At 67.1% G+C, this 18,764-nt stretch carries 24 protein-coding genes; 16 read left to right on the top strand and 8 right to left on the bottom strand.

The genetic code is table 11. The features are described from left to right. Positions 1 to 11: 11 nt before the first annotated feature. Positions 12 to 575 carry a TetR/AcrR family transcriptional regulator gene (locus GKO32_RS31395; RefSeq protein ID WP_154760533.1) on the top strand — a complete coding sequence of 188 codons (564 nt, stop codon included), beginning with the start codon at positions 12 to 14 and terminating at the stop codon, positions 573 to 575. On the opposite strand, the gene GKO32_RS31400 is transcribed toward GKO32_RS31395, so the two are convergent. Beyond that, positions 559 to 1,050, bottom strand: a complete 492-nt coding sequence (locus GKO32_RS31400; protein ID WP_154760534.1) for a GbsR/MarR family transcriptional regulator — start codon at positions 1,048 to 1,050, stop codon at positions 559 to 561. The genes GKO32_RS31395 and GKO32_RS31400 overlap by 17 nt on opposite strands. A gap of 84 nt (positions 1,051 to 1,134) precedes the next feature. Between GKO32_RS31400 and GKO32_RS31405 the strand changes: the two genes are divergently transcribed. The 6 genes from GKO32_RS31405 (at position 1,135) to GKO32_RS31430 (ending at position 7,162) form a co-directional block, all read left to right on the top strand. Further along, positions 1,135 to 2,031, top strand: a complete 897-nt coding sequence (locus GKO32_RS31405) for an ABC transporter ATP-binding protein (RefSeq protein ID WP_154760535.1) — start codon at positions 1,135 to 1,137, stop codon at positions 2,029 to 2,031. Next, entirely contained in the window at positions 2,028 to 3,623 is a 1,596-nt protein-coding gene (locus tag GKO32_RS31410; RefSeq protein ID WP_154760536.1) for an ABC transporter permease, read from the top strand. The genes GKO32_RS31405 and GKO32_RS31410 overlap by 4 nt, the downstream gene beginning before the upstream one ends. A gap of 90 nt (positions 3,624 to 3,713) precedes the next feature. Beyond that, positions 3,714 to 5,138 (top strand): NAD-dependent succinate-semialdehyde dehydrogenase, encoded by a 1,425-nt coding sequence (locus tag GKO32_RS31415; protein ID WP_154760537.1) that lies wholly within the window; start codon positions 3,714 to 3,716, stop codon positions 5,136 to 5,138. Positions 5,139 to 5,207: 69 nt separating this feature from the next. Then, positions 5,208 to 5,696, top strand: a complete 489-nt coding sequence (locus GKO32_RS31420) for a YbaB/EbfC family nucleoid-associated protein (RefSeq protein WP_154760538.1) — start codon at positions 5,208 to 5,210, stop codon at positions 5,694 to 5,696. Next, on the top strand, positions 5,696 to 6,016 hold the full coding sequence (locus tag GKO32_RS31425) for a type VII secretion target (protein WP_154760539.1): 321 nt from the start codon (positions 5,696 to 5,698) through the stop codon (positions 6,014 to 6,016). Before GKO32_RS31420 ends, GKO32_RS31425 begins: the two co-directional genes overlap by 1 nt. Before the next feature lie 3 nt (positions 6,017 to 6,019). Further along, the gene (locus GKO32_RS31430) at positions 6,020 to 7,162 is read left to right on the top strand and encodes a hypothetical protein (RefSeq protein ID WP_154760540.1); all 1,143 of its coding nucleotides are present in this window, start codon (positions 6,020 to 6,022) and stop codon (positions 7,160 to 7,162) included. Between the two features lie 176 nt (positions 7,163 to 7,338). Here the strand turns inward: GKO32_RS31430 and GKO32_RS31435 are convergent, their stop codons facing one another. Both GKO32_RS31435 and GKO32_RS31440 read right to left on the bottom strand, forming a co-directional pair. Next, on the bottom strand, positions 7,339 to 8,433 hold the full coding sequence (locus GKO32_RS31435; RefSeq protein ID WP_154760541.1) for a hypothetical protein: 1,095 nt from the start codon (positions 8,431 to 8,433) through the stop codon (positions 7,339 to 7,341). Positions 8,434 to 8,451: 18 nt separating this feature from the next. Then, the gene (locus GKO32_RS31440) at positions 8,452 to 9,216 is read right to left on the bottom strand and encodes a metal-dependent hydrolase (RefSeq protein ID WP_154760557.1); all 765 of its coding nucleotides are present in this window, start codon (positions 9,214 to 9,216) and stop codon (positions 8,452 to 8,454) included. Positions 9,217 to 9,269: 53 nt separating this feature from the next. On the opposite strand from GKO32_RS31440, the gene GKO32_RS31445 reads away from it, so the two are divergent. After that, positions 9,270 to 9,641 carry a PPOX class F420-dependent oxidoreductase gene (locus GKO32_RS31445; protein ID WP_154760542.1) on the top strand — a complete coding sequence of 124 codons (372 nt, stop codon included), beginning with the start codon at positions 9,270 to 9,272 and terminating at the stop codon, positions 9,639 to 9,641. A 6-nt stretch (positions 9,642 to 9,647) separates the two neighbouring features. Here GKO32_RS31445 and cutA read toward each other — a convergent pair whose 3' ends face one another. Further along, on the bottom strand, positions 9,648 to 9,965 hold the full coding sequence (cutA, locus tag GKO32_RS31450; protein ID WP_312868882.1) for a divalent-cation tolerance protein CutA: 318 nt from the start codon (positions 9,963 to 9,965) through the stop codon (positions 9,648 to 9,650). A gap of 88 nt (positions 9,966 to 10,053) precedes the next feature. Here cutA and GKO32_RS31455 point away from each other — a divergent pair, with 88 nt between their 5' ends. From GKO32_RS31455 to GKO32_RS31475, 6 genes are read left to right on the top strand one after another with little or no spacing between them, the layout of a single operon-like run. Continuing rightward, entirely contained in the window at positions 10,054 to 11,841 is a 1,788-nt protein-coding gene (locus tag GKO32_RS31455; RefSeq protein WP_154760543.1) for a thiamine pyrophosphate-requiring protein, read from the top strand. A 9-nt stretch (positions 11,842 to 11,850) separates the two neighbouring features. Continuing rightward, entirely contained in the window at positions 11,851 to 12,330 is a 480-nt protein-coding gene (locus GKO32_RS31460; protein WP_154760544.1) for a dihydrodipicolinate synthase family protein, read from the top strand. A gap of 34 nt (positions 12,331 to 12,364) precedes the next feature. Next, positions 12,365 to 12,538 (top strand): hypothetical protein, encoded by a 174-nt coding sequence (locus GKO32_RS38560; protein ID WP_208024603.1) that lies wholly within the window; start codon positions 12,365 to 12,367, stop codon positions 12,536 to 12,538. Between the two features lie 6 nt (positions 12,539 to 12,544). Continuing rightward, complete coding sequence (locus GKO32_RS38565; RefSeq protein WP_208024604.1) at positions 12,545 to 12,721, top strand: hypothetical protein; 177 nt, start codon at positions 12,545 to 12,547, stop codon at positions 12,719 to 12,721. Then, the gene (locus tag GKO32_RS31470) at positions 12,718 to 12,891 is read left to right on the top strand and encodes a hypothetical protein (protein ID WP_154760545.1); all 174 of its coding nucleotides are present in this window, start codon (positions 12,718 to 12,720) and stop codon (positions 12,889 to 12,891) included. The genes GKO32_RS38565 and GKO32_RS31470 overlap by 4 nt, the downstream gene beginning before the upstream one ends. Then, positions 12,891 to 14,033: a permease gene (locus GKO32_RS31475; RefSeq protein WP_154760546.1), complete on the top strand. Its 1,143-nt coding sequence runs from the start codon at positions 12,891 to 12,893 to the stop codon at positions 14,031 to 14,033. Before GKO32_RS31470 ends, GKO32_RS31475 begins: the two co-directional genes overlap by 1 nt. On the opposite strand, the gene GKO32_RS31480 is transcribed toward GKO32_RS31475, so the two are convergent. The 3 genes from GKO32_RS31480 to nicT are packed head-to-tail and all read right to left on the bottom strand — an operon-like array spanning position 14,017 to position 17,479. Next, positions 14,017 to 16,185: a heavy metal translocating P-type ATPase gene (locus GKO32_RS31480; RefSeq protein ID WP_154760547.1), complete on the bottom strand. Its 2,169-nt coding sequence runs from the start codon at positions 16,183 to 16,185 to the stop codon at positions 14,017 to 14,019. The two genes, GKO32_RS31475 and GKO32_RS31480, sit on opposite strands and share 17 nt — an antisense overlap. After that, positions 16,185 to 16,388 (bottom strand): heavy-metal-associated domain-containing protein, encoded by a 204-nt coding sequence (locus tag GKO32_RS31485; RefSeq protein WP_154760548.1) that lies wholly within the window; start codon positions 16,386 to 16,388, stop codon positions 16,185 to 16,187. Before GKO32_RS31485 ends, GKO32_RS31480 begins: the two co-directional genes overlap by 1 nt. A 35-nt stretch (positions 16,389 to 16,423) precedes the next feature. Continuing rightward, a complete protein-coding gene (gene nicT / locus GKO32_RS31490; protein ID WP_246245002.1) occupies positions 16,424 to 17,479 on the bottom strand; it encodes a Nickel transporter NicT in 1,056 nt (351 codons plus the stop codon). A 108-nt stretch (positions 17,480 to 17,587) separates the two neighbouring features. On the opposite strand from nicT, the gene GKO32_RS31495 reads away from it, so the two are divergent. Next, positions 17,588 to 17,869 (top strand): metal-sensitive transcriptional regulator, encoded by a 282-nt coding sequence (locus tag GKO32_RS31495; RefSeq protein WP_154760549.1) that lies wholly within the window; start codon positions 17,588 to 17,590, stop codon positions 17,867 to 17,869. Positions 17,870 to 17,992: 123 nt separating this feature from the next. On the opposite strand, the gene GKO32_RS31500 is transcribed toward GKO32_RS31495, so the two are convergent. After that, the gene (locus tag GKO32_RS31500; RefSeq protein WP_154760550.1) at positions 17,993 to 18,214 is read right to left on the bottom strand and encodes a DUF2188 domain-containing protein; all 222 of its coding nucleotides are present in this window, start codon (positions 18,212 to 18,214) and stop codon (positions 17,993 to 17,995) included. Between the two features lie 102 nt (positions 18,215 to 18,316). Between GKO32_RS31500 and GKO32_RS31505 the strand changes: the two genes are divergently transcribed. Next, a complete protein-coding gene (locus tag GKO32_RS31505; protein WP_154760551.1) occupies positions 18,317 to 18,688 on the top strand; it encodes a helix-turn-helix domain-containing protein in 372 nt (123 codons plus the stop codon). The last annotated feature ends 76 nt before the right edge of the window (positions 18,689 to 18,764 follow it).

The raw sequence follows: 18,764 nt of genomic DNA on the forward strand, positions 1-18,764 counted from the left end.
AGGGCTCAGGATTGGGCACACGGGACGAGATCCTCGCGGCCGCGCGGCGGATCATGCGTGAGCGGGGCTACGCCCGGGCGACGACCAAGGAGATCGCCCGCGCGGCCGGTTACTCGGAAGCCGCGCTGTACAAGCACTTCACCGACAAGACCGAGATCTTCCTCGGCGTGCTGTCCGAGCAGCTGCCCGCATTCAGCACCGTGCTCGGTGAGCTCGAAGCGGGAAAGGGCACGGTACGGGCAAACCTCGCCAAGATCGCCCGCGCCGCGCTCGACCACTACCTGGAGAGCTTCCCGATCTCGGCGTCATTGTTCTCCACACGCGAGCTGCTCACCGCGCATCGGGACGCGATGCGCGAGCGGGACAGCGGTCCACGCAATCCGCACCGGGCGCTGAGCCGCTATCTGCGTGCGGAGCAGCGGCTCGGCCGTCTGCCGCGGGCCGCCGACCCGGACGCGATGGCCACTCTGCTCCTCGGCGCGTGCTTCCAGCAGGCGTTCCTGCTCTCCTTCGAAGGCGAGCCGGCGCCGCCGCTCGACACGCTCGCCAAGAGCCTGGTCAAGCCCCTTCTTTAGGCGACCGCCGGGCCCGCCAGCGCTCGACGATCTTGGGCATCTCATCGGCGAGGAACGCGAAGAAGTCGTGCGTCTCCTGGAGCCGTCCGCCCGCCGGACTGTCCGGCCCGACCGCTTCGATCCCGGCGGCAAGCGTGCCGAGCAGGTCCTGATACCGCTTGTCCTGGTTGCTGACCATCTCGTACCAGTAGTCGCTGCGGACCACGAAGATGTCATGCCGTTCGCCGGGGCGGCGCGAGCGCTGCACCAGCCCGATCTGCACGAGGTAGCGCACCGCGCCGGACACCGCGGCCGGGCTGATCCGCAGCACCTCGGCCACTTGACGCGCGGTGAGGTGACCTTCGGGACTCGCGAGCGTCGCCGCGAACACCCGGGACGGCATGCGCGGCATGCCCGCTTCGGTCAACGCGAGCCCGAACTTTTCCACGAACTGCAGTGCGGCCTCGTCCAAGCGCACGGCGGGGTCGGTCGGCATCCGGTCATCCTCTCGCATCACCCGACAGCCTTCACTCATTTTTCTAACTTCACAAGTTTGTGAAACAAGTGTAGCTTCCCGGACATGGACAACGCCATCTCCATCTCCGGGCTGCACAAGTCGTTCGGGTCGACGAAGGCCCTCGACGGCCTCGATCTGGAGGTCGCCACCGGAGAGGTGCACGGATTCCTCGGCCCCAACGGGTCCGGCAAATCGACCACCGTGCGCGTACTGCTCGGGCTGCTGCGCGCCGACGCCGGCCGGGCACGACTGCTCGGCGGTGACCCGTGGCGTGACGCCGCGACGCTGCACCGTCGCCTCGCCTACGTCCCCGGGGACGTGAACCTCTGGCCCAACCTCTCCGGCGGCGAAGTCATCGATCTGCTCGGGCGGTTGCGCGGCGGGCTCGACCCCCGGCGGCGCAAGGACCTCATCGACCGCTTCGACCTCGACCCGAGGAAGAAGGGCCGCACGTACTCCAAGGGCAACCGGCAGAAAGTCGCCATCGTCGCGGCGCTCGCGTCCACTGTGGACCTTCTGGTGCTCGACGAACCGACCTCGGGCCTCGATCCGTTGATGGAGGCGACTTTCCAGGACGCGATCCGGGAGGAACGCGAACAGGGCCGCACAGTCCTGCTCTCCAGCCACATCCTCGCCGAGGTCGAAGCCCTGTGCGATCGCGTGAGCATCATCCGCGCCGGGCGCACCGTCGAGACCGGCACGCTGGCGGACCTGCGACACCTGACCCGGACCTCGATCACCGCCGAACTCGCCGGACAGCCCAACGGGCTGGCGACACTGGCGGACGTGCACGACCTGACCGTCGAGGGCAACCGGGTGCGGTTCGACGTCGAGACGCATTCGCTGGACAAGGTGTTGCGGCAGCTGACCGAAGTCGGCGTGCGCAGCCTCACCAGCCAACCGCCGACACTGGAGGAACTGTTCCTGCGCCACTACCAGACCGAAGCAGGCGTGCGATGAACCCGTTCGCGGGCACCTGGCAGCTGACCCGGCTGGCGCTGCGGCGCGACCGCGTCGTGGTGCCGATCTGGGTGGTGCTCATCGGGATCGTGCCGGCCGCCGCGGCCGGGAGCTACGCGCAGTTCTATCCCGACGCCGCCAGCCGGGCCTCGCTCACCGCGGGTGCGAGCGGCAACCCGTCGGTGGCGCTGCTGTACGGTCCGGCGTTCGACCTGTCCACGGCGGGCGGTTTCACGGCTTGGCGGTTCAGCACGTTCCTTGCCCTGTTCATCGCGCTGGCCTGCATCTTCACCGTCACCCGGCACACCAGGCAGGAGGAGGAAACCGGCAGGCAGGAATTGCTGTCCTCCGGGGTGACCGGCCGGTACGCCGCGCTCACCGCGGCACTCGCCGAGTCGGGTCTGGCCGCGTTCGCGACGGGGTTGATCGCGACGGCGGCTCTGCTCGCGGCGGGCTTGCCCGCGGCCGGCAGTGTCGCGTTCGGTCTCGGCGTCGTGCTCACCGGCTGGGTGTTCAGCGGGGTTTCGGCCATCACCGGCCAGCTTGTCGAGTATTCGCGGACGGCCAACGGCCTGGCGTGCGCGGTGCTCGGCGTCGCGTTCCTGCTGCGCGGGGTCGGCGATTCGGCCAAGGACATCGGCTGGCTGTCCTGGCTTTCGCCGCTCGGATGGCCGGCGCAGCTGCGGTCGTTCGCGGGTGAACGCTGGTGGGTAGTGCTGTTGCCGCTCGCGACGGCCGTCGTGCTCGGTGCGGTCGCCTACTGGTTGCTGCCCCGGCGGGATGTCGGGCTGAGCGTCTTCCCGGCACGTCCGGGCCCGGCAGCCGGTTCGGCGCGACTGCGGTCGCCGCTCGCGCTGGCGTGGCGGTTGCATCGCGGCCTGCTGACTGGGTGGGCCGCCGGATTCGCGTTCGCCGGTGCGCTGTTCGGCGCGCTCGCCAGCGGAATCGGCGGGCTGGTCGGGGACAGCGCGCAGGTGCGCGAGTCGTTCGAGCGGCTGGGTGGCGCATCCGGTCTGGTCAATGCCTATATCGCGGCCATCGCGGGCATTTTCGGGATGATCGCCGCGGTGTTCGCGGTGCAGGCGAACCTGCGGATGCGCAGCGAAGAGACGGCGTTCCGGCTCGAACCGTTGCTCGCCACGGGCGTCGGTCGGCTGCGGTGGGCGGCGAGCCATCTCGTGTTCTCGTTGCTCGGCAGCGCGTTGCTGCTCGCCGTCGCCGGGACGTTCGCGGGGCTGCTGCACGGTTTGCGCGTCCACGACGTCAGCGGCGAGCTCCCGGCGGTGCTCGGCGCGACGTTCGCGCAACTGCCCGCGGTGTGGGTCGTCGCCGGGATTTCCGTGCTGCTGTTCGGTTTCCTGCCGAAGTACGCGAACGTGAGCTGGTCGGTGGCGTCGCTTTCGCTGGCGCTCGCGCTGTACGGGCCGGTGTTGCGGCTGCCGCAGCCGGTGCTGGACATCTCGCCGTTCACGCACGTACCGAAGCTGCCGAGTGCGTCCCTCACCGCGACGCCGATGCTGTGGCTGACGGGAATCGCGCTGGTCACGCTCATTTTCGGATTGATGGGTTTCCGCCGGCGCGATGTCGGGTAAACGCTAGCGGGGCTGAGGAGCCCGGGCGCTGTCGGGGGGCCCGGGCTCCTCTCGCAGTTTCCGGGCCGGTGGGCCGGGTAGTCAGCCGGCATGAACGAGCTCATCGATCGCGTACCGAAGCAGATCTTTCTCGCCGGGAAGTGGCAGGATTCCGCGGACGGCAGCCGGTTCGGGGTGCAGGACCCGAGCAACGAGGAGCAGTTGTGCGAGGTCGCGGACGCGCAGGACGCCGACGCGCGAGCCGCGATCGAAGCCGCCGTCGCCGCACAGGACGAATGGGGTGCGACCGCGCTGCGTGAGCGCGGGGAAATTCTGCGCCGCGCCTGGCAGCTGATGACCGACCGTGCCGACGAGCTCGCCCGCCTGATGACGCTCGAGATGGGCAAGAACCTCGAGGAGTCCAAGGCCGAAGTCACCTACGCGGCCGAGTTCTTCCGCTGGTTTTCCGAAGAAGCCGTCCGGATCGAAGGCCGCTACGCGCGCAACCCCGCAGGCGCCGGGCGGATGCTCGTCTCGAAGCACCCGGTCGGACCGTGTCTGCTGATCACGCCGTGGAACTTCCCGTTGGCCATGGGCACCCGCAAGCTCGGCCCGGCAATCGCGGCCGGCTGCACCATGATCGTGAAACCGGCCCAGCTCACGCCGCTGTCGATGCTGAATCTCGCGGCGTTGCTGCAAGAAGCCGGGCTGCCCGATGGGGTGCTCGGCGTGCTGCCCTCGACATCGGCGAGCCGGGTCGTCAGTCCGGTGCTGGCGGACCCGCGGATCCGGAAGATGTCGTTCACCGGTTCCACCGAAGTCGGGCGCAAACTCGTCGAACAGTGCGCTCCGAACCTGCAGCGGATGTCGATGGAACTCGGTGGCAACGCGCCATTTCTGGTGTTCGACGACGCCTCGCTGGACGATGCGGTCACCGGTGCGGTCACCGCGAAGATGCGTAACAACGGTGAATCCTGTGTCGCGGCGAACCGGTTCCACGTGCATTCCTCGATCGCGGACGAGTTCGTGCGGCGGCTGACCGAGAAGATGTCGGCGGTACACGCCGATCCGCTGATCAACGCCGGGCAGCGGGACAAGGTGCGCGAGCTCGTCGACGACGCGCTCGAGCGCGGGGCGCACGCCACCACGGGCGGCAAGCCCCTGGCCGGCAAGGGTTTCTACTACGCACCCACGGTGTTGACCGATGTACCACCGGACGCGCGGATCCTGCACGAGGAAGTGTTCGGGCCGGTCGCGCCGGTGACCACTTTCGACAGTGAGGACCAGGCGCTCGCCCTTGCCGGCGACACGGAATTCGGGCTCGTCGCCTACGTGTTCACTCGCAACCTCGACCGCGCGCTGCGGGTCGGCGAGCGGTTGCGGACCGGCATGGTCGGCCTCAACACCGGGCTCGTGTCCAATGCCGCCGCTCCGTTCGGCGGGGTGAAGCAGTCGGGGTTCGGACGCGAAGGCGGCGACGAAGGGATCGACGAATACCTTGACGTGAAATACCTGGCGCTCGCGCTGAAGGAATGACCATTTCGGACAATTCACGTTTTCGCTTGTCCGCGGAACCCTCATGGACTTAGCTCCATCAGAGTGAGCATGAATTCGCCCGGAGACACGGGAATAGCGGACATCAAGCACAAAGCAGAAGTGGCGAAGGCGCAGCTGCAACAGTTGTCCGCCACGCTGTCCAGCAACGACGGTGCCGCGACCGTGACCGTCAATGCCAGTGGTGCGCTGCAAAAACTCGCATTCGGGGCGAAAGCGCGTGAACTCCCGCTCGAACAGCTGGCGGCCACCATCGTCACCACCGCGCAGCGCGCGCAGGCGCAGGCCGCGCGACAGATCACCACGATCATGGCCCCGGTCGTCGGCGCCGACAGCGACGCGATGCATTTTCTGCAGGAGCAGTTGCCCGCGCCTGAGGTACCTGATGAGCAGCCACCCGCGGCGCCGGATCGACGGTTCGTCCTGAATGAGGAACAGACCGCTCCGCCCGCACCCGTTCGGTCCCCTCGCCCGCCACGTCCACCTGCGACAGACGATGGCAACGACGATTCGGGTTCGATCATGCAAAGGGGCTGGTGATGGCAGGCGGATACCAGGTGCATCTCCCGACACTCGCCGGGCACGAAACGGAAGTGCGTGACACCGCGGACAAAGTGCACGAGGCCATCGACGCCACCGGTGGCGCACAAGGACTCGGGGACATGAACGCGTTCGGCCTCGTCGGGCAGGTCGTGGCGCTGGGCATCGAGTACTGGATCCACAGCGCGACCAGTCTCATCAAGGGCCTCGGCGACGCCGGGCACGAGCTGGCCGACAAGGTCGGCACCGCGCACACGGCGATGGCGAACCACGAAGACAAGTCGAAGGCGATGCTCACCGCGCTCGGTAAGGAGCTGTAAGTCATGACCTCGACCGAGACGCCGACCGGTTTCCTGTCCAATACCGGGAAGGACGGCGCGAGCGCGATCGACAACCTGCCGGCCCAGACCGCCGGATCCGGGCTGTTCAACGACGTCGCGACCACCGTCAAGGATTTCTCCGACGGCGACTGGGCCAACGCGGCGATGGACGTGGCGACCGACGGGCTCGACCTGCTCGGCGCCGCGATGAACCCGATGGACGCGCTCGCCAGCGCGGGCGTCGGCTGGCTCATCGAACACATCAGCTTCCTCAAGGAAGGTCTGGACAAGCTCGCCGGGAACCCCGAAGCGGTCACGGCGAAAGCCCAGACCTGGCAGAGCATCGCCAAGCAGCTCAGCGAAACGGCCGAGACGTACGAGCAGTCGGCGGCCAAGGCCGGCGAGTCGTACCGGGGTGAAGGCGGGCCCGCGGCATATCAGAAAACCGCGCAGAGCTACGCCGATTCACTGCGCGGCGCCGCCGGGCACGCGCAGAACGCTTCCACGGCAATGCAAATCGGCGCCGCGATCGTCGGCACCGAGCGCGGGCTGATTCGCGACATGATCTCGGAGTTCATCGGCGAGCTGATCGTCAAGGGACTCGCCGCACTGGCCACATCGTGGTGTTCCTTCGGCGGCACCGTCGCGGCGTTCATCGCGGACTCCGTGGTGGAAGGCGGAATTCTCGCCGAAAAGATCAGTACCCGGATCGCGAAGATCGTCGCGAAGCTGGAGGCACTGGCCAAGAACGCGAACAAGTCGAAGGGCGTGCTCGAAGCCGCCGCCAAGGCATTGGGCAAGATCGGCAAGACCGCGGACAAGCTCGTCGACAAGAGTGTCGACGCGGCAACGAAAATCGAGTCGACCGCGAACAACCTCAAGCAGGCGGGCAAGGAAGCCAAAGAGGCCGCCGAGGCGAGGAAGACCGCGGCGGAAATCAGGGAAGCGACCGAGGGCGCGAAGGAAAACCCGCTCGAGAAGAGCTTCCTCAACCTGGACAAGTGGGCCGAGGAAGGGCACCCGCCCAAGCCGAACGCGGCCGACGGGATCGCGGTCGCCACCGAGGGCAGGCGACAGGAGAACGAGCAGGCCGACCGGTCGAAGGAAGCCGCCGAGTCCGCGGAGTCCGAAGAGAGCGCGAGTTGAGCGTTGCGAGAGCGCGAGTCGAGCGTTGCGTGCGGCGGGAACGTGCAACTCGGGCGGCGGGAACGTGCAACTCGGGCGGCGGGAAAGCGCAACTCGCGCCACGGGAAAGCTCAACTCGCGCGGATACCGCTGCCGCACGGCGGCCTCGGGCGCGTGCAGGCCGGTCACCGAGTGACCTATTTGTACTGGACCCGGCCCGCGGTGCGGGTGCTCTGCCCGGACCACAATTGCGGCGCGAACCGCTGGACGGCATCGGCGAGCTGTTCGACGGTGGCGGGCTGATCCCCCACCGGCACCCTCATGTGCTGTTTGCGCGTGTGCACGACGATGCTGTCCAGGCGCCGCCGCGCGGTCCATGCGGTCGGCGCGGGCCGGCTCATGCTCGTCTCGACCGAGACGGACGTGATCTCGGGCCAGCCGAACATGAACGGCTCGCCATGCGGGTCGTCCCAGGCGAAGCCGTCGGCATCGAGCACGAAGTACCGCCTGCGCGCGGTCATCGGCACTGACAGCACGAGGCCCACGGCCACCAGGGTGAACGGTATGCCGAAGATTGCTCCGATCACCCGGATCGCAACGCTTTCGTGCTGGCCGAAGATGATCACGAGAAAGCCGGCGGACGCGGCCACCGTCACGACCTCGCCGACCATTGCCTGCCAACGGGTGCGCCTGCCGACGTCGACCACGGCCGGCGGGCGGGTGTCCGGCGCGGGAACAACCTGCGGAGCGACCCCGGGTTCGGCGACGAGCGCATCCCACGGCGTCGCCGGAACCCGTTGCCACGCGGCCGGAGCCGCCTGTGCAATGGCCTCCGTGATACCGGCGCGACGCGGAATCCGGACCCGGAATGTCCCGTTTCGGGGCAGTCGCAGGATTTTCGGGCTGGTCAGCTTGGCCGCGAAATCCGCTGACTTCGGGAAAAACACCAAGATCAGGCCGAACCGCTCATTGATGCCGTGATCGGAATGCACGCCCACGGCGGCCAAATCCGCCCACGAGATCGTGAAAGCGTCGCCCATTTTCGTCTCGTAGGAAATCGTCTCACCGCTGACCACCAGATCATGGGGCCACCACAGCGAACGCCAGCCACTCAGCCGGAGCAGGACTACCAGCAGAAACGGGATGCCGATGACGATCATCGGCACCGTCAGCCATCCTGTCCAGTCCAGTACCGCACCCAGGAACACCAAACCGAACCCGATGACGAGAAACAGGATCGCGACGGTGATCTGATCGATTCGAGCTTCCCAGCCGAGCCGGATTCGGGTCATGAGCGCCGATTCTAAGCGCTACTGTCCTGCCTGGACGGTCGGCTGCTCCAGCAATCCCGTCAGCGCTTGCCACACCCCGGGCACGAGCAGAATCGCCAAAACCACAAAAACCGGGAAAATCAGGAGGTTCTCCACCCGTTTTCCGGTGCGAAAACGCAGAAATGCCGGGGGCCGCAGTTCGTACCAGGTCTCGCCGGCGATGGGCACCGGGAACAGGAAAGGGCAGCCGGACTCGGTCAGCGCGTCCCCGAGGCAGTGCGTGAAGCAGCCGACGGCGACCGCCACCCCGAGCCAGCCGGTGAGTTGCTGTAGCTCTCCGGCGGCGCTCGCGGTCATCGCCCACCACACCGTCGCGCCGCCCCCGACGAACAGCAGCCAGTCCCCCAGTGCGTCGGCGGCCAGCAGCACGCCGAACAACACCACCCCGGCGACGGCGTACCAGCCCCCGGCGCGCGTGCCCCACATCGTCAGTGCGCCAAGCCCGAGCGCGAACAGCAACGTGTGCGACATGTGGCGGTGCGTGCCCGTGTGCTTCTCGTCACGCGGACCCTTCGTGAGCGCGTACAGCGCCGCGGAAACCCGCCGCAGCAACCAGGACAGGGCGCCGGTGACCGGCCCGAGCAACCGGGACGCACCCGCCCCTGGATGATCGAGATCAGGCAACAGCGCGAAACCTGCTGTGGTGGCAGCGAACGCGACGGCCTGGTGCACCGAACCCGCGCCCACCATCGGGGCGGCTACGAGTCCGGCGCACCAGCCGGTCAAGGCATGTGTACGGCCCATCATGATGAATGATCATGGCAAGGGAACCCGCCATGAGGAGAGGCAGACACGCAATGAGCCCGGAATTCCAGGAGTTCTGGTCCGAACGGCACCTGTGCACGCTCACCACGCTGCGCCCCGACGGTTCACCGCATGTCGTGGTCGTCGGCGTGACGCTGGACGAGAAAGCCGAGGTGGCACGGGTGATCTGCGGCCGCGGCAGCGTCAAGGCGCGCAATGTCCGTGCCGACGGACGGGTCGCCGTCAGCCAGCACGACGGCCGCCGATGGTCGACGCTGGAAGGGCAGGCGGTCATCCGCGAGGACGCGGAATCGGTGCGGGATGGCGAAAACCGCTACGCCGAACGCTATGGCCGTCAGCCAAGGCCCAACCCGGAACGTGTCGTCATCGAGATCACGATCACCCGCACGCTCGGTATGTCCTGACGTCGGTCACCGGGTCTCGCTGATCAGCCACGCCAGGTACTCCGCGCTCCCACCGTCGATCGGTGTCGCGATGATCTCCGGAACGTCGTAACTGTGCGCGGATTTCAACGACGCCACCAACTCCGGCACGCGATCGGCCGCGGTCTTGATCTCCACCCGCCACTCGGGGTCCGTCCGGACCTCGCCTTCCCAACGGTAGACGCTGGTGATCGGACCGACGATCTGCGCGCATGCGCCCAGCCGGTCCGCGACGGCTTGCGCGGCAAGGGCTCGGGCCGCGTCCTCACTGTCGGTGGTGGTCGTGACGATGACGTGATCGGGCACGCGTTCAGATTAGGTGACGGGTCTCGATGTGTCGTCGGCGCTGGGCGCGGGTAGCCGGAAAGCGCCAAGACGAACGTGAGGAGAGACCATGGCGGAGACGGTTGGCGATTACGTACTGCGACGGCTGCGGGAATGGGGAGTCGAGCAGGTGTTCGGCTATCCCGGCGACGGGATCAACGGCATCGTCGCCTCGTTCGGCAAAGCGGACAACGACCCCCGTTTCGTGCAGGCCCGCCATGAGGAGATGGCCGCGTTCGAGGCCGTCGGGTATTCGAAGTTCTCCGGCGAGATCGGCGTGTGTCTCGCGACTTCCGGTCCCGGCGCCATCCATCTCCTCAACGGGCTCTACGACGCCAAGCTCGACCATGTGCCGGTGGTCGCGATCATCGGTCAGACCGCACGCAGCGCGATGGGCGGCAGCTACCAGCAGGAGGTCGATCTCCAGGCGCTGTACAAGGATGTGGCCAGCGAATATCTGGTCGAGGTGAACGTCGCACAGCAACTGCCCAACGCGCTGGACCGCGCGATCCGTACCGCGCTCGCCAAGCGCGCGCCGACCGCTGTGATCATCCCGACCGATCTGCAGGAGGCGCCGTATTCGCCGCCATCGCACGAGTTCAAGCAGGTCCCGTCCAGCACGCCCGGCTGGCCGCATCCGGTCACGACGCCGCCCGACGACGAGCTGGCACGCGCCGCGGAGGTGCTCAATTCCGGTGAAAAGCTCGCGATTCTGGTCGGTCAGGGCGCGCGCAACGCGGCCGCCGAAGTCAGGCAACTCGCCGAACTGACCGGCGCAGGGGTCGCGAAAGCGTTACTGGGCAAGGACGTCCTGCCCGACGACCTGCCGTACGTGACCGGCGCGATCGGCCTGCTGGGCACCCGGCCGAGTTACGAGCTGATGCGGGACTGCGACACGTTGCTGATCGTCGGCTCGAACTTCCCGTACAGCCAGTTCCTGCCCGAATTCGGCAAGGCACGCGGGGTGCAGATCGACATCGACGGCAGCATGATCGGCATGCGCTACCCGACGGAGGTCAACCTCATCGGCGAGGCACAGGGCACGTTGCGCGCGCTGCTGCCGATGATCGCCCGCAGGGAAGACCGTTCGTGGCGCGAAAAAATCGAGAAGAACGTGTCGGACTGGTGGAAGACCGTTGAGCAGCAAGCGATGCTCGACGCCAAGCCGGTCAACCCGATGCGCATCGTGCACGAACTTTCCCAGCGCATCCCCGAAAACGCCATCGTCACCGCCGATTCCGGCTCGTCGACGAACTGGTATGCCCGCAATCTCCGGATCCGCGGGCGGATACGTTCTTCGCTGTCCGGCACGCTCGCGACGATGGGACCCGGGGTGCCGTATGCGATCGGGGCGAAATTCGCGCATCCGGACCGGCCGGTGATCGCGCTCGTCGGAGACGGCGCGATGCAGATGAATGGTCTCGCCGAACTGATCACGATCGCGCGCTATCAGAAGCTGTGGCCTGACCCGCGGATGGTCGTGTGCGTGTTCCACAACAACGATCTCAACCAGGTCACCTGGGAGCTGCGGGCGATGAGCGGCTCGCCGAAGTTCGAGGAATCCCAGTCGCTTCCGGAGGTCTCGTACGCGGACTTCGCTCGCTCGCTGGGTTTCGAAAGCGTCGCGGTGGACGATCCGGGCCAGCTCGGGCCGGCGTGGGATCGGGCGCTGTCGGCCGACAAGCCGGCAGTCCTCGATATTCGGTGCGATCCCGAAGTCCCGCCGATCCCGCCGCACGCGACGTTCGAGCAGATGAAGTCGGCCGCGGAGGCCGTGCTCAAGGGCGATCCGAACGCGTGGCATCTGATGGTGCAGGGGCTCAAGACCAAGGCGGAGGAGCTGATGCCCAGCCGCTGACATGAGCCGATGAAAACGCCACGGGAGACCGCCGCCCTGCTCCGGCAACGGATGTCCGCTGGGGTGCGGTCGTTGCTGGACCCGGCCGACTTCCGCGCCTACTTCCGCACGCAGCTGGCGGTCGTGTTCGTCGAGGTCGTGCGGATCGCGGTGCAGGAGACGGCGGGACGTGGGGTCGCCCAGCGGGACTACGTCACGTTCGACGCCACCTCCGTCGGACTGCTGGCGAAGATCCCGGCCGTGATCGGGCTGAAGGACGGGCACGGCGACCTCGACCACCTGCAACGGTTACACCTGGCCGCGCCAGCGGACTTCCTCTTCTTCAACGGCGTCGCGACCGCGGAAATGCAGGCCCGCGCGTACTCGGCGATCGGTGTGCCGGCCTACTCGTCGGCGGTGCACGCGTTCGCGCCGGAGATCTCCAAGGCGTCTTCACCGCACCGCACGCCGGCGATCAGTCGCGTGTGGACGCGCTCCAGGCATTGCTGACGGCCGGACTGGATCTTGTCTGAGGAGGACACTGTTGTCCCGAATCGCGGAAGTGCGCGTCACCCCGATCCTCACCTCCGACCCGCCGCTGCTGAACTTGCAAGGCGTGCACCAGCCGTACACGCCACGTACGATCGTCGAAGTGATCGCCGAAAGCGGCGCGGTCGGCCTCGGTGACGCGGTCGAAGCCAGCGCGTATCTGTTCTAAGGTGTTGTGGCGCAAGCGAAACGCATGGTGTCGGACTACGGGTTCAGTTCCTTCAAGCTCAACGGCGGGGTGTTCGAACCGGCGCAGGAGATCGCGGCCGCGCGGGCGCTGGAGGACGTCCTGGAGTACCTTGAGGATCCGACCACCGGTACCGCGAACATGGCCGAGGTGGTGAGGACGTGATCACTCGACCACATACGTTCTCCGGCGGGAAGATCGCGGTGTCCGACTCGGGTTGGCAGCAAAGCGAAGTACGGCACCGGGACGACGCAGCCGCCAGGCGCCGGGTGCTCGGTGAGACGCCCGAACGCGGCTACGCGATCGATCGAGCCATGCGGACGGCCTGGCGCTGATGAACGCCATCCTCGATGCGCTGGCACTCGCCGGGTCGATGACCTGGGAAGTCCTGTGGGCACTGATCCTCGGCTTCGCGCTGTCCGCGGTGGTTCAGGCGGTGGTGCGCAAGTCAACGGTGGTGAACCTGCTCGGCGACGATCACGCGCGCACGCTCACCGTCTCGGCGGGGCTGGGCGCCGCGTCGTCGTCGTGCTCGTACGCGGCGGTCGCGCTGGCGCGGTCACTGTTCCGGAAAGGCGCGAACTTCACGGCGGCGATGACCTTCGAGATCGCGTCCACGAACCTGGTGGTGGAGCTCGGCATTCTGCTCGCATTGCTGATGGGGTGGCAGTTCACGATCGCGGAGTTCGTCGGCGGGCCACTGATGATCGTGTTCGTCGCGCTGATGTTCCGGTTCTTCGTCCGCGAGCGGCTGCTGCGGGCGGCGCGTGAGCAGGCGGAAAAAGGTCTTGCCGGATCCATGGAGGGCCATGCGGCGATGGACATGTCCGTGGCGCGGGCGGGCACGTTCTGGCAACGGCTCGGCTCGCGCGAGGGATTCACGTCGGTGTCGCACGTGTTCGTCATGGAATGGGCTGCGATCCTGCGCGATCTGGTGATCGGGCTGCTCATCGCGGGCGCGATCGGCGCGTGGGTGCCGGAATCGTTCTGGCGCGGGTTCTTCCTCACCGACCATCGGCTGGGTTCGGCGCTCTGGGGGCCGGTCGTCGGGCCGGTGGTGGCGATCCTCAGTTTCGTCTGCTCGATCGGCAATGTGCCGCTCGCGGCCGTGCTGTGGAACGGCGGCATCAGCTTCGGCGGGGTGGTCGCGTTCATCTTCGCGGATCTGCTGATCCTGCCGATCCTCAACATCTACCGGAAGTACTACGGCGTGAGGATGGCGTTGACCCTGCTGGGTGTCTTCTACCTGGCGATGGTCGCCGCGGGTTATGTCGTGGAGTTGCTGTTCGGCGTGAGCGGGCTGATCCCGACCGAGCGCAATGCCCGGATCGAGGAGGCCGGGATCTCCTGGAACTACACGACCTGGCTGAACATCGCCTTCCTGCTGCTGGCCGCGGTGCTGCTGTTCCGCTTCTTCCGCACCGGCGGGCGGGCGATGCTCAGCATGATGGGCGGCGCCCCTACCGGAACCTCCTGAGCCGCAAGGAATTGCTGACCACGAACACGGAACTGAACGCCATCGCCGCGCCGGCGATCATCGGGTTGAGCAGGCCGGCCTCGGCGAGTGGCAGCGCGGCGATGTTGTAGGCGAACGCCCAGAACAGGTTCCCCTTGATGGTGCCCAGCGTGCGGCGCGACAGCCGGATCGCGTCGGCGGCCGCGCGCAGATCGCCACGCACCAGCGTCAGGTCACTGGCTTCGATCGCGACGTCTGTCCCGGTACCCATCGCGAGCCCCAGATCAGCCTGGGCGAGCGCGGCCGCGTCGTTCACGCCGTCACCGACCATCGCGACCCGTCGGCCTTCGTCCTGCAACCGTTTGACCACGTCGACCTTGCCGGCAGGCAGCACCTCGGCCACCACGTCGTCGATGCCGACCTCCCGCGCCACCTGCCGTGCGACCGTTTCGTTGTCACCGGTCAGCAGCACCGGTTTCAGCCCGAGCGCGACGAACCGGCGAACCGCCTCGGCGGACGTCGGCTTGACCGTATCGGCGACTTCGAGCACCGCCCGCACGCGGCCGTCCCAGCCGACCACCACCGCGGTGCGGCCCAGCTTTTCCGCTGCCGCCTTGGCTTCCGCGAGTTCCCGAGGTAGCTCGTCGAACAGCTCCGCCTTGCCGACGGTCACCGCGTGCCCGTCGACGCGGCCCCGCACGCCGAAGCCCTCGAGGTTGGTGAACTGCGTGACCTCACCGGGCACGGCGAGGGCTTTCGCGATCGGATGTTCCGACGCGTTTTCCAGGGCGCCCGCGAGCAGCAGTACCTCGGCGCGGTCCTCTCCGGGCGCGAGCGTCACACCGGCCAGCGCCATCCGGCCCGTGGTCACGGTTCCGGTCTTGTCCAGCACGATCGTGTCGATCCGGCGGGTGCTCTCCAGGACTTCCGGTCCCTTGATCAAAATGCCGAGCTGCGCGCCGCGGCCGGTGCCGACCAGCAGCGCGGTCGGTGTGGCCAGCCCCAGCGCGCACGGGCAGGCGATGATCAGCACGGCGACGGCGGCGGTGATCGCGGCCGATGGGGTGCCGCCCGCGATGAGCCAGCCGACCAGCGTGGTCAGCGACAGCATGAGCACCAGCGGCACGAACAGCCCGGCCACCCGGTCGGCCAGCCGCTGGACCTGCGCCTTCCCGGCCTGCGCGTCCTCGACGAGCTTCGCCATCTGGGCCAGCTGGGTGTCCGCGCCGACGCGAGTCGCGCGCACCACGAGCCGGCCACCCGCGTTGACCGTGGCCCCGACGACCTGGTCCCCTGGTCCCACCTCGACCGGCACGGACTCGCCGGTCAGCATGCTCACGTCGACCGCGGATGCGCCTTCCTCGACCACGCCGTCCGTCGCGATCTTCTCGCCCGGCCGCACGAGGAACCGGTCACCGGTGGCGAGCTCGCCGGCCGGAATGCGCACTTCGGCGCCGTCGCGCAGCACCGTGACGTCTTTCGCGCTGAGTTCGAGCAGTGCCCGCAGCGCCGCTCCGGCCCGGCGTTTCGACCGGGCCTCGAAATACCGCCCTGCCACCAGGAAAGCGATGACGCCGACCGTGACCTCGAAGTAGATGGCATCGCCCGTCGAGCGTTCGATGGTCAGCTCGAAGGGATGCCGCGTGCCGATCACCCCGGCGTCACCGAAGACGAGCGCGTACAGCGACCACACGAACGCGGCGAGAGTGCCGACGGAGATCAGCGTATCCATCGTCACGGTGCCATGGGACAGGTTCGTCCAGGTCGCCTTGTGGAACGGCCACGCCGCCCACGTGATCACCGGAGTCGCGAGCGCGAGCGAAACCCACTGCCAGTAGTCGAACTGCCAGCCGGGAACCATCGCCAGCACGATGACCGGCACGGCAAGCACGGCGGACACGATGAGCCTGTCCCGCAACGGGCGCGACGGGTCATCGCCCTGCCCTGGCTGTGGGAGCGCGGCGGTGTAGCCGGCCGCTTCGACGGTCTCGATGAGCGTCTGTGGAGTGACGCCGGCGGGGAAGGTCACGTTGGCCTTCTCCGTGGCGTAGTTGACCGTCGCGCTGACCCCGTCGAGCTTGTTGAGCTTCTTCTCAACCCGCATCGCGCAGGATGCGCAGGTCATCCCGCCGATCGCGAGCTCGAGCCTGCCCTGCTCGGTCGTCGCGGTCATCAGGCGACCTGGTAACCGGCCTCGTCGACCGCGGCCCGCACGGCTTCGTCACTCAACCCAGCCGCGCTGACCACCGTGAGCGCACCGGTGGGGAGGTCCACGACGACGGACTGAACACCGTCGATCGCACCCACCTCTTCCGTGACCGCCTTGACGCAGTGCTCACAGGTCATTCCGGTGACGGTGTAGCTGGTCTCAGTCATGATCTGAACTGTACCCCCTACGGGTAGGGGGCGTCTCAGTCGGCGGGCACCGCCCAGCGCTCCTCGATTCGCCCGACACGCCACACCACCAGCGCCACCAGCCACGTCAGCACGAACAACCCGACGATCGCGTACCCGGCGTAGTCGAGATTGATGTTGGCGATCGCCGCGAGCGGTCCGCTTGTGATGCCGAGCTGCGCCGTGAGCACGCTGATCAGCTCGATTCCCCCGATGAGCAGCGCGATCAGCACCGACAGCGCGGTCACGGTGATGTTGTAGAAGATCTTGCGCACCGGCTGCGCGAAAGCCCAGTCGTACGCACGGTGCATGAACACGCCGTCCGCCGCGTCGAACAAGGTCATCCCGGCCGCGAACAACACCGGCAGCACGAGAATCGCGTACCACGGCAGGGAAAACGCTGCGGCGCCCCCGGCCAGCACGAGCAGGCCGACCTCGGTCGCGGTGTCGAACCCCAGCCCGAACAGCAGGCCGACCGGGTAGATGTGCCACGGCTTGCGGACCGCGGCCGTCGCCCGGCCCAAAATCCGGTTGAGGAACCCGCGCTTGTTGAGCTGATCCTCCAACTGCTCCTCGGTGAACTCGCCCGCCCGGATACCGCGGAACACCTTCACGATCCCGACGAGCACCACCAGATTGATCAACCCGATCAGGCACAGGAACACCCCGGACACCGACACGCCGACGACCCCGGTGACCTGATGCAGCGCCGACGAGTCGTTCTCGAGCTCACCCGTCAACGCCCGCACCCCGAACGAGAGCAGCAGACACAACGCGAACACGATGGTCGAATGGCCGAGGGAGAACCAGAACCCCACGGTCAGCGGCCGCTGACCGTCCGCGATGAGCTTGCGGGTGGCGTTGTCGATGGCGGCGATGTGGTCCACGTCGAAGGCGTGCCGCATGCCCAGGGTGAAGGCCGTGACCCCGAGCCCTACGCCGAAGACCTGGGCATTACCGATCGAGTAATGCTCGGGCACGACGAACAGGGTCAGCACACCCCAGCCCAGCACATTCAGCACGACGATGAACGCGGCCATCGCCGCCACCGGTCCCCAGCTACGCGTCCGCATACCTGACAGAGTAATCAGATGAACAGACGTTTTGGGTTTCACTTGCATCTCGGGATACGGGGAACGGGTATGATGATGGACAGCCGATTACGGAGAGTGGGCAGCGCAATGGCAAGCTACAGCGAGGACAAGGACGCCTACCTCAAGCGCCTTCGCCGGATCGAGGGTCAGATCCGGGGCCTCCAGCGGATGGTCGAAGAGGACAAGTACTGCATCGACATCCTCACCCAGGTGTCAGCCGCGACGAAGGCACTGCAGGCGTTCTCCCTGGAACTGCTCGACGAACACCTTTCCAGCTGTGTCGTCGATGCGGCCAAGGCGGGCGGCCGCGAAGCCGAGATCAAGGTCCGCGAAGCCTCGGACGCCATCGCGCGTCTCGTGAAGTCCTGATTTTTCCCTTCCACAGAAACAAAAATCACGATCCACAGAGGACTCCACGCCAAACCCAACCCCAAACTGTCAGACCCCACCCCTAGGGTCTGCACCATGCCCACTCCCACCAAAAAAGCAAGCTCAACCACCCGGCGGCAGAGCATCATGCCCATACACCCGCCGGCTCTCGACCGACCCGTCCCGCCGCAAGATCTTCAACACACTCGGCCGATCCCCGCGCGCCAGCCTCGCAGCGGTGCACACCGCCTCGCGTTTGCGCCCATGATGCGAGAGCACCCGGTCGGTCCGCCGCACATCCCAGCTGCCGAACAATGGCGAAACCCAGTACACAGTAGACAACATCGCAGGTCCCCTTCCCCAGCAAGAAATCAAAAACCCCACCAAAACCAACGTCCCAGAAGTGCTAGTGTATTCCAAACCTGAAACAAGTCAAGGCGGTAAGAAATGCCGGCGAGATTGAACGCGACGAGGTTGTACGCGGCCCTGGACGCCGAGCGCACAGCGCGCAGGTTGTCGTGGCGTCAGCTCGCGGCCGAGGCCGGGGTGAGTGCGTCTCTGGTCAGCCGGATGGGAAACGGGCACCGGCCCGATCTTGACGGGTTCATCGCACTGGTCCAGTGGCTCGGCTTGCCGGCCGAGACGTTCATGGTGTGGCCGGAAGGCGTGCGCGACAAGTCTTCCCGCCCGTCCTTGGAGGCACAGCTCGCTCCGCTGCTGCGAGCCGAGGAAGAACTCAGTGAGGCCGACCAGCAACACGTCCTGGACGTCGTCGGCATCACGCTTCGACATATGAGGGCCAAGAACAAGGGAGGCTGAGGTGCCCCTCAGCTTGAGTTTTAACCTGTTCGGCGTGGTCGGGGGGTGACCGGTTTGGCTTTCGTGGTCGTGGTCG

The organism is Amycolatopsis pithecellobii (genome assembly GCF_009707865.1).
Taxonomy (GTDB): domain Bacteria; phylum Actinomycetota; class Actinomycetes; order Mycobacteriales; family Pseudonocardiaceae; genus Amycolatopsis_E; species Amycolatopsis_E pithecellobii.